Origin of the sequence: Microbacterium sp. CGR2 (genome assembly GCF_003626735.1) — a bacterium.
Classification (GTDB): Bacteria; Actinomycetota; Actinomycetes; order Actinomycetales; family Microbacteriaceae; genus Microbacterium.
Genome location: NZ_RBHX01000001.1, coordinates 727,246 through 741,982, shown reverse-complemented (window position 1 = coordinate 741,982; position 14,737 = coordinate 727,246). Strand labels below are relative to the sequence as shown.

General features: G+C 69.8%; 14 protein-coding genes. 4 read left to right on the top strand and 10 right to left on the bottom strand.

Annotation, left to right across the window (positions count from 1 at the left end):
* Positions 1–16: 16 nt before the first annotated feature.
* From D7252_RS03810 to D7252_RS03780, 7 genes are all read right to left on the bottom strand, one after another.
* On the bottom strand, positions 17–1,129 hold the full coding sequence (locus tag D7252_RS03810) for a hypothetical protein (protein WP_183055166.1): 1,113 nt from the start codon (positions 1,127–1,129) through the stop codon (positions 17–19).
* 11 nt (positions 1,130–1,140) lie between these two features.
* Complete coding sequence (locus D7252_RS03805) at positions 1,141–1,383, bottom strand: hypothetical protein (RefSeq protein ID WP_120774180.1); 243 nt, start codon at positions 1,381–1,383, stop codon at positions 1,141–1,143.
* 53 nt (positions 1,384–1,436) lie between these two features.
* A complete protein-coding gene (locus D7252_RS03800) occupies positions 1,437–1,841 on the bottom strand; it encodes a VOC family protein (protein WP_120774179.1) in 405 nt (134 codons plus the stop codon).
* A 121-nt stretch (positions 1,842–1,962) separates the two neighbouring features.
* Positions 1,963–2,622: a phosphotransferase family protein gene (locus D7252_RS03795; RefSeq protein WP_120774178.1), complete on the bottom strand. Its 660-nt coding sequence runs from the start codon at positions 2,620–2,622 to the stop codon at positions 1,963–1,965.
* A gap of 4 nt (positions 2,623–2,626) precedes the next feature.
* Positions 2,627–3,655, bottom strand: coding sequence for a LacI family DNA-binding transcriptional regulator (locus tag D7252_RS03790; RefSeq protein ID WP_120774177.1), 1,029 nt, complete (start codon positions 3,653–3,655; stop codon positions 2,627–2,629).
* Positions 3,652–5,499, bottom strand: coding sequence for an MBL fold metallo-hydrolase (locus D7252_RS03785; protein ID WP_120774176.1), 1,848 nt, complete (start codon positions 5,497–5,499; stop codon positions 3,652–3,654). The genes D7252_RS03790 and D7252_RS03785 overlap by 4 nt, the downstream gene beginning before the upstream one ends.
* Entirely contained in the window at positions 5,496–7,277 is a 1,782-nt protein-coding gene (locus D7252_RS03780) for a hypothetical protein (RefSeq protein WP_120774175.1), read from the bottom strand. The genes D7252_RS03785 and D7252_RS03780 overlap by 4 nt, the downstream gene beginning before the upstream one ends.
* A gap of 30 nt (positions 7,278–7,307) precedes the next feature.
* Between D7252_RS03780 and D7252_RS03775 the strand changes: the two genes are divergently transcribed.
* Positions 7,308–8,858, top strand: coding sequence for a beta-N-acetylglucosaminidase domain-containing protein (locus D7252_RS03775; RefSeq protein WP_120774174.1), 1,551 nt, complete (start codon positions 7,308–7,310; stop codon positions 8,856–8,858).
* A 3-nt stretch (positions 8,859–8,861) separates the two neighbouring features.
* Here D7252_RS03775 and D7252_RS03770 read toward each other — a convergent pair whose 3' ends face one another.
* Genes D7252_RS03770 through D7252_RS03760 form a run of 3 tightly spaced genes read right to left on the bottom strand, consistent with a single transcriptional unit; the run spans position 8,862 to position 11,790 of the window.
* Complete coding sequence (locus D7252_RS03770; RefSeq protein WP_120774173.1) at positions 8,862–9,503, bottom strand: arylsulfatase; 642 nt, start codon at positions 9,501–9,503, stop codon at positions 8,862–8,864.
* Positions 9,500–10,363, bottom strand: a complete 864-nt coding sequence (locus tag D7252_RS03765; protein ID WP_120774172.1) for a hypothetical protein — start codon at positions 10,361–10,363, stop codon at positions 9,500–9,502. The genes D7252_RS03770 and D7252_RS03765 overlap by 4 nt, the downstream gene beginning before the upstream one ends.
* On the bottom strand, positions 10,360–11,790 hold the full coding sequence (locus D7252_RS03760; protein ID WP_183055165.1) for an FGGY family carbohydrate kinase: 1,431 nt from the start codon (positions 11,788–11,790) through the stop codon (positions 10,360–10,362). The genes D7252_RS03765 and D7252_RS03760 overlap by 4 nt, the downstream gene beginning before the upstream one ends.
* 70 nt (positions 11,791–11,860) lie before the next feature.
* Here D7252_RS03760 and D7252_RS03755 point away from each other — a divergent pair, with 70 nt between their 5' ends.
* From D7252_RS03755 to D7252_RS03745, 3 genes are read left to right on the top strand one after another with little or no spacing between them, the layout of a single operon-like run.
* Positions 11,861–12,613, top strand: a complete 753-nt coding sequence (locus tag D7252_RS03755; protein ID WP_120774170.1) for a DeoR/GlpR family DNA-binding transcription regulator — start codon at positions 11,861–11,863, stop codon at positions 12,611–12,613.
* Positions 12,610–13,893, top strand: a complete 1,284-nt coding sequence (gene otnK, locus D7252_RS03750) for a 3-oxo-tetronate kinase (protein WP_120774169.1) — start codon at positions 12,610–12,612, stop codon at positions 13,891–13,893. Before D7252_RS03755 ends, otnK begins: the two co-directional genes overlap by 4 nt.
* On the top strand, positions 13,890–14,489 hold the full coding sequence (locus D7252_RS03745; RefSeq protein WP_120774168.1) for a class II aldolase/adducin family protein: 600 nt from the start codon (positions 13,890–13,892) through the stop codon (positions 14,487–14,489). The genes otnK and D7252_RS03745 overlap by 4 nt, the downstream gene beginning before the upstream one ends.
* Positions 14,490–14,737 lie beyond the last annotated feature (248 nt).

Genomic DNA, 14,737 nt, shown 5'->3' with positions numbered 1-14,737 from the left:
GAGGCTCGAGTCGCCCCTAGGCCGGCGCCGTAGGCATCGGTCGCTCCGAGCGTCCTGAGGTGGCGACCTCTTCCGGCGCCCAGAGGTTCTCGCCCTCGACTCGTCTCCACTGCTGACGTGGTTCGTGCCATTCGCGTGCGACGTCGGTCAACCAGACCGTGGCGTCCGGACCCCACCCGGCGATGACGGTCGCGCGTTCGGTATCGACCTCGATCAGCCTCGTGGCCGCGGAAAGATAGGCCAGCGTCGTGAGGTGGACGGCATCCCACTGCTGGGCGACCCGTTCCCAATCAGGGATGAGCCACGTGCCGTCGCGGCCCGTGACACGGAACCAGTCGTGGCGACGAGAAGCTGTCACCTCCATGGGGTACTCGCGGCACAGGCCCGCCCAGTCGTCGGCCGTTCGGAGCTCGAGAATTCGCCCCGTTCCGCGCACCGGGATGACGGTCGCCACCTCCCAGCCGAGAGAATCCTCGACCAGCTGGAGTGCATCCATCACGTTCGTTCGTGTAGCGAGGAGCTGGTACGGCACCGACCACCATGTTCCTGAGAAGTTGGCGTGCGGGTCTCTGGGACGCTCCCAGGCGGCCCGCTCCTCGTCCTCCCGTTGCTCTACGGTCCACGCGGCGAGAAGCGCAGCGGGGGACCGTTCGATGGGTGCGCTGTCCGAGGCGACGCGCCAATCGACCGCCCACTGAGCCGGTGCAGACGGCGCTGTCAGGTCGGGGAGGACGGTGACCAGTCGGGCGGCAATCGATGACAGCGCGTCGCGTACCGCCGGCAGCGCGGCCACTGCATCGTCGCCGTCAGGTTCCTGCCAGTACCGCGCGTGGTCCACCGTCTCGCACATCGCCTCGCGGGCAGCATCCGCGGAGATCGAGGTCAGATCAAGCCCTCGGATGAACTCAGCGACCTCGGCTTCGGTGAAAGCGGGGTCTTGGACCTCTTCGACCTCTTCGGCGTCGTCTTCGCCTCTGAAGCGAATGATCGTTCCCGGATGCGGATCGAGTTCGTGGCCGAGCCAGAACACGGCAACACGCAGCTGCTCGTCCATCCTGGTGGCGTATGCGAGGCACAGCCGACGTCCTCGCGGTCCTCGCAGCAACTCATCGGCGATGGTCATGGTCATGCCAGCTTGCCTCACGGCGCAGGGCGGCGCGAGTGCTCTGATCTTCCGTCAACGCGCAGTGCGACTTCGTCGTGCGGCGTCGACGCATCGATGATTCGGGGTGGATCGGGTAGCTCGGACCAGGCGGACAGCTGCTTCTCGATCCGCTGCAGTTCTTCTGCTCCGCCGGAACCTGCCAGCAGCGTGAAGATGATGCGGTCGACGGAGCCGACAGGCGCGAGGGCGAGCGGTTGCACCTCGGCGCCGGCCTGCAAGAAGTTCGTCGTGGTGGTCCCGAGCAGGCCGCGCGAAGATGCAATATCCGCCCTCAGACATGCTTCGGCTTCTCCGTTCGCGGCGAAGCGTCCTCCGCGACGACCTCGGCCTTGAAGCCGGTGGAGTTCTCCAACCAGCCGGCGTAGTGGTCCGGTCCGCCCGCATGCGGGTACCGGTCCTGGTACAGAGGTCGCCAACCGTGCTCCTCGGCGCCGGACATGATCGCGTCCACCCGGTCTCGAGACGGCGCTGTGAACGCGAGGTGGTTCACGCCGGGCGCCCTGCGATCGTGCGTCGTCGGCGTCATGTTCGGCGACGTGGTGAACGTGAGATATGCGCCTCCGGCCGCCCAGGACTCGCCCTCGGGCCAGTCGGTCTCGCGCGTGAAGTCGAGCGCCCGCAGCAGCCAGCCCCACTCGGCGCGAGCGGTCGACAGATCGTCGACCCAAATCTCCACGTGATGAAATCCCGCCGCGTGGTCAGTCTGTCAGTCCGCTCGCTCATCGGCGTGACCCAGAGGGGGCTCGTCACTCGGCCGGTTTCGCCGAGATCCGCACGCGCGAACAACCCTCTCGGCGTCAGCCCTGCGTCCACCCCTCCAGATCAGCGGTCAGCTCTTCCAGATACTCCGGCGGCCCGGCCTCACGGTCGGCCCCATACGCATCGACCAGGGCATCGAACGAGCGCGGATCCTTCCGTGATGCACCCCAGGCGGCACGCGACAGTTCGCGCAGAGGATCGCCGACGTGCGCTGCTTCCCAGTCGATGAACCCGGTGATCTCGCGACCGACGGCCAGCACGTTCCCGTCGGTCCAGTCGCCGTGACAGAACGCCGGACTCTGCGATGGCGGGATCGTCAGCGGCACCGGTGGGCCACCGGCGGCCCGATACCGCCGCACGATGAGTTCGTCGTCGGGTGCCGGTGCCAACCCGGGAGGCGGTGGCAGTTCGTGCAGGCGGCGCAGCACCGGCGCCGACGCGCGAAGCCGTGCGAGACGCTCACCGGCGCTGCCCGCGTCCAGTCGTTCGCCGGGCAGCAGCGTCATCAGAATGGCGCCCGGTTCGACGGACACCAACTCCGGTACCGGAAGGCCGGACCCCTGCAACGCTTGCAGCGCTCGCACCTCGGTGTCGTGACGCCGGGCATCCGGCATCCGCTTCTCCAGGAGCGTGCGGCCGTCCCGTTCCACGAGACGCACCTGGCCGACGGCGCCCTGCAGGATCCGGTCGGCGGGCATGAGATCACTCCGCGGGCGCGGCGACCGATCCGCGGTCGAGGAAGAGCGTCGGCATCACGATCGTGCGCACGGGTGCATCCGGCGTCTCGATCCGCTCCAGCAGAGCGCGCAGCGCGGTGGCGCCCAAGGCCCCGGCATTCTGCAGCCGGGTGGAGATGCCGGGCTGCACCATGCTCATCCACGGAGCATCGTCGAAGCCCACGACACTGACATCGTCGGGTACGCGAAGACCCAGATCGGATGCTGCGCGCCAGGTCCCCTCGGTCAGCACGTTGTTCGCCGCGAAGACCGCCGTGGGGCGATCGGGACGCGAGAGCATCGCGAGGGCCGCAGCCTTCGCCTCCTCGGCATCCCAGCCCGCCTGCACGATGAGCGTCTCGTCGGACCGCACCTTTCGGGCTTCGAGCGCGTCGAGGTACCCGCGCTGACGCTCGTCACCCGTCGTCCACTCGGTCTCGTCGATGAGCAGGGCGATGCGGCGGTGCCCCGCGTCGAGCAGTCGCAGGGTCGTGTCGCGCGCCGCCGCCCGGTTGTCGACCACGACCGCATCAGTGCCCTCGGCATCGAACCGGCGGTCCACTTCGATGAGCGGCACGCCGATGCGGCTCAGATACGCGCTCAATTCACCCGAGACGGGCGTCGCGATCACACCCGATACCCGGGAACCCACGAGGGTCTCGGCCGCCTCGAGCTCGTCGGGGCTGTTGCCGCGCAGGTCGACGAGCACCACGGTGCGGCCGTGCGCGCGGGCCTCTTCGCCGATGCCGGACGCCAGCTCCGCGTAGAAGACGTTGCGGAGGTCGGAGACGAGCAGACCGACCGATCGGCTGGTGCGCTGCTTGAGGCTGCGGGCCGTGACGTCGACGACGTAGCCGATCTCCTTCGCCACGGCGCGCACGCGCTCGCGCACCTCCGGCGCGGCATACCCGTTGCCGGACAGCGCGCGGGAGGCGGTCGAACGGGAGACCCCCGCGGCGAGCGCGACTTCTCGAATGGTCGGTCGCTCGATCGGCGGGCGCGGCCGGTCGCTCACGAGTGCGCTTCCGTGACGTCGAGCAGAGCCTCCGCATGCTGACCGAGACGCAGGTGCCCGATCGTCACGTCGATCGCGAGGCGGTGTCGCCGCCCGGCGGAAGTCGGTGTCACAGTCACTTGCACGTCGGCCTCCTCATGGGGTCCGAGCGCAAGATCGATCTCGCGCCGGGACGAGCGCCAGCCTACTGGCAACACCAGCGACACTCGGGCTTCGGCATGTTCCGCGAGCGGATTGCGCAGCCGCACCGAATAGACGGCGGGCTCGTCGACGACCGCGGCACGCCGGTAGGGGAGGAGCCGTGCGGCCTGCCCGTCCGGGCCGATCCCCACGTCGGCGAGCGGCAGCAGGCGTTCGTGCAGGTCATCCACCGTCCGTCCCGAGTCGGCCAGGTAGTCGAGGTACTCGTCATCGACGCGGCGTGGCTCCCAGTGCCCGCTCGCCATCAGCCCCGGCCCGATCCTGCGATAGAGCGCCGCGCTCTGCGCGTAGTCACCCAACCGGAACAGGTTCCGGTACTGATAGTTCATGATGTCGCGACGCCCGTCGCGTCCGCCGAGTCCCTCCTGCTGGTCGCCGGTGAACATGACGGTGATGCCGTCGATCTCCAAGGAGTACGCGACCGCGTAGAGCGTGTGTCCGGGCTGGGCGTGGGCGGTGAAGGTGTACTCGTTCCATGTGAACGGTTCATCGAGTGCGAGCACCCGGTCGGCGACGATCGGGTCGTACCACTGGCACGGCAGGTCTTCGAACCAGGGGTCCGCCATGGTCGGCGCGACGTTCTCCGGAATCCACAGCTCGGTGCCCTCCACGTCGCGCAGCAGCGGCATCCCCGCGATGTGATCGTCGTGATAGTGCGTGGGCAGCGCGACGGTGATGCGGGTGACGCCGTGGTCGCGCCGAAGCGCCGGCAGCGACGCGAGCCACGGCCGCCGACTCGCGCGTTCCTGGCCCGGGACGAGGCCGGTCGTCATGTCGTACCCGTAGTCGACGATGAGCGCTTCGCCGTTCTCGGACAGCACGACATAGGAGCACGACATCGACGTGCGGTTCATGAGCAGATGCTCGGTGAGCGGCACGAAGGGATCGTCGAGGCGCGCCATCAGATCCCAGGGATAGGAGCGCCGTGAGTCGACATACTCCTGCATCGTGTCGGCCAGCAGGTCGAGCGCTCGAACCGCGTCGCCCATGACCTCGCCGTGCGACGGGGCCAACCGCGTGACGCCTTCCCGTGCCAGCATCCGCGCGCTGAGGGCCGTCATCGCCGGTCCCTCGTTCTGCGTGTACGACCACTGGGTCGCCGCGAGGGACCACACCTTGCCCGGGGCGTAGATCAGGTCGCCGGAGAAGGCGATCACCTCGCCGTCGCGCTCGAGCAGATAGCTGACGGATCCGATCGTGTGACCGGGTGTCGGGACCACGCGCACTCGCACCGGCCCGACCAGGAGCTCCCGATACTCCGGGACGGTCGCATGGACCGGCACGGACTCGAGCAGCGAGAAGCGGTCCTGACGCAGGTTGTAGTCATTGTCGAGGGAGCGCCCCTCCCACATCTCCTCCACCCGGTCGAACAGTTCGCGCTCCACCGGCGGCACGTGGATGCGCGCCCCGTGCTCGACCGCGAGCGGGAGCCCCTGCCCCTGATCGCGGTGGTGGTGCGTCATCAGGACGTCGGTGACCCGACGGATGCCGAGTCCGTCGAGGTCTTCCAATGCCCGTCCGGCGCCGAAGTCGATGGCTACGGCGTCGCGCGCACCGAACGGTTCATCCGGGTCGGTCAGCAGATAGACGTGGCACGTGTCGTCGATGCGCCACACACCTCGGGCGATCTGTGTCGCGGTCACGCGAGGGTCTCTCGATAGCGCTCCCAGACGCGTCCGATCTCGGCGAGATGCTCGATGTCGATCGGCTCGTCGGTTTCGCCCACCCGCTCCAGGTAGTACAGAGCCGGGACGCCGAAACCACCCTGAGCCCGCGCGTAGTCGAGCCACTCGTCGCGGCTCGGCATCGGCCACTGGTCGGTGTCGACAGGATGCTGCGGCAGCACCGCGGCGACGATCTCGTGCCGAGCGCGCAACTGCGCTGCCACGGACACCGGCCGGCCTGCGGTGTCATGTTCGAGCACGTCGTTGGTGCGGATCATGCCCGCGATGGCGCCGAACGACGGATGCACGGTGTGCGTGATGACCAGGGCGTCCGGCTTGATGCGGGTCGCGGTGTCATGGATGTGTGCGACGAGTCGGTGCAGGGCCGCGATGCCCCACGGCCCGTCGCTGTCCGGCGCTGACCTCATCGTCATTCCGCTCGGGGTGCGCTGGGTGAAATCGACCTTGAACCCGTCGGCGTCCATCCCGTCCGGCGAGAGGAGGTGCTCCACGATCCGCGCGAGGCGAGCCGTGTACGCAGGGCTGCCGGGATCGACGGCGACCGGTCGCCCCGCAGCATCCGTGATGCATTCTTCTGGCGGGAGCCCGGCGGGGTCCCAGGCCTTCCACCACAGCAGGACCTTGCGCCCGGCGGCGTGCTGGCGGTCGATCCATCCCCGCATGTCGGGCCATGCCTCGGTGTCGGGCTCGGCCGTGCCGTACTCCGCCTGCCAGCGATCGTCGATGACGATGGTTCCGGGGTCGAGCGCGGCGGCGTCCAGCGTTTCGAGGAACTCGTCGTAGATCTCCTGACGACAGAGCTCCGGCGCCGGTTCACCGCCGCGCGCGACCTGGGCTCCCCAGCCGCAGAAGATCGGTTCCAGCCACCAACGTTGGGTATGGATGGGGTCTTCCGGGGCGAATCCGTGCCGGATGAGGTCGGCGCGATATTCGAGAAGCGCGTCGGTCGGCGTGGCAGTCGGGCGGATCACCACCGTCGGCGAACGCCACCGGCCCGAGACGGTCGTGTGCCCGTCGTAGGTCAGGCGCAGCAGGGCGCCGTCGTCGACCGGGTCGAAACGCATCATCGTGAACGTGAGGCGCTGGACCGCGTCGCGCAGCCAACTCGCCAGCCATGGACCGTCTCCCGGGGTGAACGGGTCGGTGGCGGGGCTTCGGCCGAAGGCCAGAGCGAGCGGCGGCGGTGAGAAGATGCCGTTGAGCCGCCCGGGATCCGCGTCCCCCACGACCCCGACCGACGCGGCCGACCAGATCGGCCGGATGAACGCGACGGGCTCGGTCGGGCTGGGCACCGACAGCGACTGCGCATCGAACCCGGAGCGGAACGTGCCGCTCGCGCCGGTGGGGAGGATGCCGTCGCCGCCGAGCAGCGTGACATCGGTGAGGTCGCCCTCGCCCTCGGCCTCGAGCGTCACCTCGATGCCCTCGCGGGTGCAGCGGATCTCGAGGATCCGGTCCCGCCAGGCGCTCGACTCCGTGCGGACCGTCACGATGACAGCGTCGGGTTCTTCGCGCACTTCCGGTTCGAAGACCCGCATGGCCTCATCCCTGGCCGCGCGGGTGTGGATGCTGGACAGTGCGCTCAATCGCATCCAGCGCGCGCCCTGCCCGTCTGCGAACTCGAAGTACGGGGAGCGCACCAGCCCGCGGGCGCCGATGCGCCAGGAGAGGGTGTAGTCGGCTCCGCGAATCGTTCGCCGGTCGGTGTCACTCGTCATCGAGGGGGCGGCTTCCATGTCCAGAATTCTATGTGATAACGTTCCCACATGCACGCCGATGCCGTGATCCATCACCTCGCCCTGCTCCCGCTTCCCCGTCTCCTCTCCGGAGGTGAAGCGCGTCACCCGCTCGTCGACCTCACGATCACCGAGCGCGTGGATGACACGATCCCGCCCGAGGGGTACCGCCTCGACGTCGATGCTTCGGGTGTCGCCATCGACGCCTCGGCCGACCGCGGGTTTCGGCACGCGCGGGCCACCCTCGCGCAGCTCGCCGACGCCGAAGGGCGCGTGCCGACCGTGCGGATCGAGGATTCGCCCACGCTCCCGCGTCGAGGCATCATCGAGGGCTTCTACGGTGAACCGTGGTCGCACGACGAGCGACTCGCTGCCCTGCGCCTCGCCGGGCGACTGAAGCTCAACTCCTACGTCTACGCACCCAAAGACGACCCGTATCATCGCGAACGCTGGCGGGAGCCGTATCCGGACGACGACCTGGCGCGGCTCGTCGAGCTGGCCAGGGTCGGCCGGGATGAGGGGGTCGACGTCGTCATCGCGCTGCATCCGGCGGGGTCGATGGTGTTCTCCGACGACGCCGAACACGACCGTCTCGCCGCCAAGGCGACTCAGCTGCTCGATGCCGGGATTCCCGATGTCGCCCTGCTGTTCGACGACGTCCCGCCCGCCCCGACGAACGCCGCCGATCGAGACCGATTCGGCGACCACGGTGCGGGACTCGGGGAGGCTCACGCGCTGACGATCCGCCGGTTCGCGGAGTCGGTGGGCCAGAGTCTCGGTGGCGATCTGCTGGTGGTTCCGATGGACTACGCGGGCGTGCAGGCGTCGGACTACCGCACCGCCTTCGCCTCCGGCCTGCCGGACGGGGTGCTCGTGTGGTGGACGGGCCGTGACATCGTGGTCGGCGACATCTCTCGTGACGACATCGACGCCGCGGCGGAGGTCTTCGGCGATCGGATCGTGCTCTGGGACAACTTCCCGGTGAACGACTTCGACCGCGGGCGCGCGTTCCTCGGGCCGCTCACCGGCCGGGCGGCGGACGTCGCCGGATCGGGGCTCCGCGGCGCATGGACGAACCCGATGGTCGAGTACGCGCCCGGAGGCTTCGGTATCGCCGCGTTCGCGGACTGGGCCTGGAACCCCGAGGGGTACTCGCCGTCGCGAAGTGCGGTGTCAGCTCTGCCGCTGGTCGCGGACGCGCAGGCCGCGCAGCTCGCGCCGCTCGTGCGAACGCTGTCGTCGTGGCCTCCGTCTGCGCCGATGGATGCCGCGCTCGCCGCGTCGACGGAAGAAGTTCTGGCGGGTTCTGCCGGTGCGGCCGTGGAGCTGCGGCGGCGGCTCGGCGAGTGGCAGAATCCGCACCTGTCCGAGGAGGAGCCGGCACGGTCGCTCGCACCGTGGCTGCGAGCCGCGCAAGACATGGCGGATGCCGGACTCCGCGCACTCGACCTGTGGGAGAGGCTGCCCGGGGCGGATGCTGCCGCCGTGGAAGCGGCGCTCATCCGGGCCGAGGAGCACGCCGCGAAAGTCGCGACAGACGTCATCCCCGCCTTCGTGCGTGCGGTGCTCGACCGCGGCTGACGCTCACACCGTTCGCAGGAAGTCCGCGGTGCCGGACTCGGGAGACGTGAGCACCCGGGCGTCGCCCCCGGCGCCCGTCGCCATGGAGGCCTGAGCGAGCACGATCACGTCGACGTCACCTGCCTTCTCGATGGCCTCGGCGATGAGTCGATCGTGCTGCGCGAGGTCTCCCGCTGCGCGGGCGGCGGCAGCATCCTCGACCACCACGGCGGTGACCTCGATGCCTTCTCCGGCGACAGCCTCGGCCTGCACCAGCCGGCCGGTCGGACCGAGTGTGGCCGGCAGGGTGGCCAGCACGAGGATGCGCCCAGAGCCGGCCGAGGCCCGCTCGACGGCTGCGCGCGCCATCGCCGCGTCGACACGCACCAGTCGTACCCCGACCGCGGCCGCGGCATCCACCGCCGCCTCGCCGATGGACGAGCAGGTCACGAGCACCGCGGCTGCTCCGGCGTCTCGCAGCGCGGCGAGGTGCACCCGAAGGTCGGCCTCGACGTCTGCCGTGATGCCGGCGGCGACCGCCCGCGACAGGAGCGTCGGGTCGGCGATGTGAACGACCTCCGTGTCCTCCCGCTCCGAGGCCAGCAGTCCGTGGAACACGGGCACGAGCGCAGGGACGGTGTGCAGGACGCCGACGCGCGTGCTCATGCGTCTTGCCAGGGACGGGCGTGGGTGTCGACGATCTCCGCGAGCGCGGTGAGCCGGTCGACCGAACGCGCCCGCAACTCGCCGCGTACGTCGGAGTTGCCGACGACATCGCTCCACAAGGCTCGTCCGGCGAGGAAGCCGCTCGCTCCCTCGAGGCACGCGGCGCGCACGGCATCCGCGAATCGCTCCCGCTCCACGCCCTGCGACAGCACCACCCACGGTCCGGTCATGCATTCGTTCAGCGCGGCGCTCGCGGCGCGCTGCTCGGCCTCGACGCCGGTGCCCGTCAACGGGACCTGCGCCTTGTAGAGATCCGGATACAGCGCCGAGAGCTCGCGCGCAGCCTCACGGATCGCGGCATCCGGGTCGAAGCCCGTCTCGCCGGGGGCGGCGCGAACGACGGGCTCCAGCACGGAGAGCACTCCCCGCTCACGCGCCGCCTCGACGAATCGCGCAGCGAGAGCCACGCGGTCGTCGCGCCGTGCGTCGCGCCGCCAGATGAGCAGGAGTTTGAGGGCGTCGACCTGATCGGGAAGGTCGCTCAGGGCGTCGAAGTCGAGTCCGGTGTCTTCGACGGGCCCGCCGTCGGCCTGCTCCAGCGCGTCGACGGCCAGGATCAGACCGGTCGAGTCGGGAACTGCCGCGCGCACACGGTCGAAACCGAACCGTCGATCAGCGAGGAAGCCGGACGCGTGGGGCGCGAGTTCCTCGGCGACCGCCACCTTGAAGTCGATGAGCACCTCGTCAGCCGGGCGGCCGTGTCCCGCCACGTCGAACATGTGCCGGAGGCTCTCGCGTTGGTCCATGGCGACCATGGCGAAGGCGCCGGAGGGGCGGGCGATGGCATCGAGCGTTGTCATGGTTCTCCTTGTGACGTGACGTGTGTCGTGACGAGTTGGCTGGTGACGGCCGCGAGGAACCGTCGATGGTCGCCATCGCCGTCGGGCGTGTGGAGCGGGCGCACCGTGCCGCGCGGAAGGATCGAGGCGTCGGGCGATGCGATGCCTTCCCGAACCCCGGCGAGCAGGGCGGCGCCGGCAGCGACGGGCTCGCCGGTCGTGCACCGGAACGCGGAGGGGACGGATGCCGCAGCGAGCGGCGCCCAGACCGGGACGTGCAGAGCGAGCGAACCGATCAAGGTGAGTGAAGCAGTGGGTGAGCCGGCCAGTGCATCCGCCGTCTCTCGCATCCACCGGGCGTGTGCGACGAGCGATTGCAGCACCCCGCGGGTCCGCTCCTCGGCGTCGCCCGTTCCGAAGACCTGTAGCCACGCGTGCGGCTGAGGCGCCGGGCACTGTCGCCCGGATGGGTACGGCAGCACGATCATCGACGAGGCCGACCACGACTCGGGTGTGAGAGCCGCGAGTCGCTGGGTCAGGTGATCGGCGGGATGCTCGGTGTCCCACTCGGCGAGCAGGGCGCCGCACGCGGGGGAGCCCCCGAGGATGGTCGTGCCCCTCCCGTCCACGGTGCTGCCGACGGAGTAGCCCTCCGCGACCGCCCGCGCGATGTCGACGGCATCGGTGATGCGCACGATCGCCTCGGATGTGCCGAGGGAATCCGCGGCGTCTCCTGGACCACGTGCGCCTGCCGCCCATGCTCCGACCGTGTGGTCGTGGCCGGCGACGTAGACGGGCGTTCCCGGGCCGAGGCCGAAGGTGGTGGCCTCCGCCGACGTGTGGCCGACGCGTTCGCCCGGCGCGCGCAGTGCCGGCAGCATGTGCTCTCGCAGACCCAGGTTCTCGACGATCTCGGTGTTCCAGGCGTCTCCGCGTCCGGCGAGCATGGTCCGCGCTGCGAGGGTGTGATCGGTCGCACGCACACCCGTGAGCGCATGAGCGACGAGGTCGGCGACGCCTGCCCAGTGGCGCATGCTGTTGTGGATCTCGGGGTCTTCGTCACGAAGGGCTATCAGGGTGACCGCGGCCGGCTTGGTCGTCGGGGGAACTCCGGTGTCGACCGGGAGCGACGGGTGCGCGGTCAGCAAGGTGGCGAGGTGGGCGCGGTCGACGGGGCGATTCCACCGCAGCAAGGTCGTCAGGGGGCGACCTTCGCCATCGAGGGCCGCGCCGCTCTCGGCCATCGAGGCGATGCCGACAGCCGCGACCGGCGCGCCCGTGGCGGCGAGGCACTCGCGCGAGACCGCCGCGGCGGTCTCGATGAGCTCGTTCACACTCGTCGGGGTCGGGCGACGGGCGACGCGCACGACGGTCACCGCATCGGTCACGTCGACGAGGGCAGCCTTCGTCGTCGTGCTGCCGATGTCCAATCCCAGGACGAGTGTCACCCGCCCAGTTTGTGACATTTTGAACAGAAAAGGCAAATGTGTTCGATAATTGCCATGACGGAAGGACGCCATGCGCTACACCGATGCCCCCGAACGCCGCGCTCACCTCGAGAAGCGGATCGCCGCCGACGGCTATCTGTCTTCGATCGCCGCTGCCCAGGAACTCGGAGTCTCCGAGATGACCGTGCGGCGTGATCTGCGGATGCTGGAAGAGCAGGGAACCGTGCGCCGGGTGGCCGGTGGGGCGACCGTCGTCTCGGGAGGCGTGCCGTTCGAAGGCCGCGACGCCCTGGGTGCCGCGCAGAAGAAGGCCATCGCGGAGCTCGCCGCGGCGGAGGCGGCCACCGCTGAGATGATCGCGCTGGACGCCGGCACGACCGTCGCCGCGCTCGTCCCGCTGCTCCCTCGAAGCACCGTCGTGACGCATTCCCTCCCGATCATCGAGGCGCTCACCAGGGCGGGGTCTCCGCGTCTCATCGCTGCAGGTGGGCACTATCAGCCGGACACCCGCAGCTTCGCGGGTCCCCTGACCGAGGAGCTGCTGCGCGGAGTGCGCTGCGACGTCGCTTTCCTCTCGGCCACCGCGGTCGGTGCCGACGGTCTCTGGGGGGCGAATGCCTTGGACGCGGCAATCAAGCGCGTGCTGGCGGAGCAGTCCGCCAGGGTCGTTCTGCTCGCCGATGGTACGAAGCTCACTCAGCGCGCGGCCGTGCGCATCGCAGGCCTGGACCTCATCGACGCACTGATCACCGACTCCAGCGCCGACGCCGAAGCGCTGGCGCGCATCGAAGACGCCGGGGTCGAGATCAGGATCGCGGGATGAGCATCGAGCTCGGTGTCATCGCCGACGACATCACCGGAGCGTGCGATGTCGCGGCAGGCGTCGGAGCGGCCGGCCTCGACGTCGTGATCCGGATCGGCGTGCCGGATGCGCAGCAAGCTCCGGACGCGTCCTGCGTGATCGTGGCGCTGAAGTCCCGTACCGCACCGGTCGCGGCGGCGGTGGCGGAGAGCATCGCCGCCGCAGATGTGCTCCGCCGGTGGGGAGCGCGCCGGCTCTATCAGAAGTACTGCTCGACTTTCGATTCGACGGATGCCGGCAACATCGGCCCGGTCGCCGACGCACTACTCGCCCAACTGCCTCAGGGCGCGATCTCGGTCGGCACACCGGCCACCCCCGCCGCCGGGCGAACGATGCATCGCGGTCACCTCTTCGTCGGCGACCGGCTGCTGTCCGAATCGTCGCTCGCAGAGCATCCGCTCACCCCCATGCGCGATCCGGACCTCGTCCGGGTGCTGAGCCGGCAGACACCGCATACCGTCGCATCGGTGGGCATCGAAGAGGTGCATCGGGGGGCGGAGGAGGTCTCCCGTCGGCTTGCCGATCTCCGAGCCGACGGTGTGCGCCACGTGCTGCTCGACGCCGTGGAAGATGCTGACCTCGACGCCGTCGCGCGCACTCTCGCGGAAGAGTCCGCCACCGACGGTGTGCTCCTCGGTGGTGCGGCAGGGCTCGCCGTGGCACTCGCGCGGCAGATCGGCACTGCGACCTCACCCGCGCCGCACCGGCCACCGCACGGTGAGTCGCTCATCCTGTCCGGAAGCGGCTCCGAGCGAACACGGGCCCAGGTCGCCGCCCACGACGGCCCGCCGTTCACCCTCGATGTGGACGCGCTCGCGCTCGACGCGGATGTCGTCGTCGCCGCTGCCCTCGCCTTCATCGACACAGCGCTCGCGGACACAGCATCCGGTGTCCCGCTGATCTCGGCGACCGCCGACCCCGGCGAGGTCCGCCGTGCGCAGCAGCACTGGGGCCGCGAACGCGCCGCCGAACTCGTCGAAGACGCTCTCGCCCGGATCGCCGTGCGCGCGGTCGAACGCCACGGCGTCCGCCGCATCCTCGTGGCCGGTGGCGAGACATCCGGCGCTGTCGCCGCAGCGCTCGGTGTCGCCACCCTCCGGGTGCGCAGGGTCGTCGCTCCCGGCGTGGCGTGGACCACGGCGACGGATGCCGATGGCCGTGAGCTCGACCTCTGCTTCAAATCGGGGAACTTCGGTGACGAGCACCTCTTCGGGGGCGCCTGGGTGGAGGACGAGTCATGAGTGCGGAGCGGTTGGTGGACGCGTGCCGCGCGCTCTCCGCGGCGGGACTCTCTCCGGGCAGCTCCGGCAATGCGAGCGTGCGTGTCGGCGACCGAATCCTGATCACACCCACCGGATCCGCCATGGGCCGCGTCACCGTCGACGAGATCGCCGTGCTCGATGTGGCGGGCGCGCGTCTCGCCGGCCCCACACCCACGAAGGAATGGGCGATGCACCTGTCCGCATATCGCGCACGTCCGGACATCGAGGCCGTGGTTCACCTGCACTCCCGCGCCGCGACGGCCGTGTCGTGCCTGGCGGGAGCGGGCGACGACGACCCCCTCCCCGCGTATACGCCCTACCGGATCCGGATGCTCGGACGCGTCGAGCTCGTCGACTACGCGGCGCCGGGGTCTGCGGCGCTCGCCGCAGGTGTCGAAGCGGCGGCATCGCGCAGCCACTGCCTGCTGCTCGCCAACCACGGCAGCCTGGTCTGCGCGACCGACATCGACCGCGCTGTGGACCTCTGCGAAGAGCTCGAGGCTGCGGCTGAGCTCACGCTCACCCTGCAGGGCCATGTGGCCAGGACGCTCGACCCCGCGACCGCCTGGGAGTGATCGCCGTACCCGTGGTCATGGCCGTACTCGCGCTCATCGCCGCCCGCTCCCGGGAAGCACATCGCGGTCGGCGTGCGCAAGGGTGCTCAGTAACTTCTGCCCGGCATCTAACATCGCGGCATGAAACAGCACTATTGCTTGCGAGGAGGGGAACTCGACCCGTATAGTCACAGCCATGTGGTAACGATGCCACAGGCCAACAGGAGAAGCGACATGGCAGACACGAACCGTTTGCGCCCCTCTGTGAG

Coding starts and splice junctions, on each gene's coding strand:
- D7252_RS03810 (WP_183055166.1), bottom strand. CDS start 1,129: ATGACCATGACCATCGCCGATGAGTTGCTGCGAGGACCGCGAGGACGT.
- D7252_RS03795 (WP_120774178.1), bottom strand. CDS start 2,622: ATGCCCGCCGACCGGATCCTGCAGGGCGCCGTCGGCCAGGTGCGTCTC.
- D7252_RS03780 (WP_120774175.1), bottom strand. CDS start 7,277: ATGGAAGCCGCCCCCTCGATGACGAGTGACACCGACCGGCGAACGATT.
- D7252_RS03775 (WP_120774174.1), top strand. CDS start 7,308: ATGCACGCCGATGCCGTGATCCATCACCTCGCCCTGCTCCCGCTTCCC.
- D7252_RS03770 (WP_120774173.1), bottom strand. CDS start 9,503: ATGAGCACGCGCGTCGGCGTCCTGCACACCGTCCCTGCGCTCGTGCCC.
- D7252_RS03765 (WP_120774172.1), bottom strand. CDS start 10,363: ATGACAACGCTCGATGCCATCGCCCGCCCCTCCGGCGCCTTCGCCATG.
- D7252_RS03755 (WP_120774170.1), top strand. CDS start 11,861: ATGCGCTACACCGATGCCCCCGAACGCCGCGCTCACCTCGAGAAGCGG.
- otnK (WP_120774169.1), top strand. CDS start 12,610: ATGAGCATCGAGCTCGGTGTCATCGCCGACGACATCACCGGAGCGTGC.
- D7252_RS03745 (WP_120774168.1), top strand. CDS start 13,890: ATGAGTGCGGAGCGGTTGGTGGACGCGTGCCGCGCGCTCTCCGCGGCG.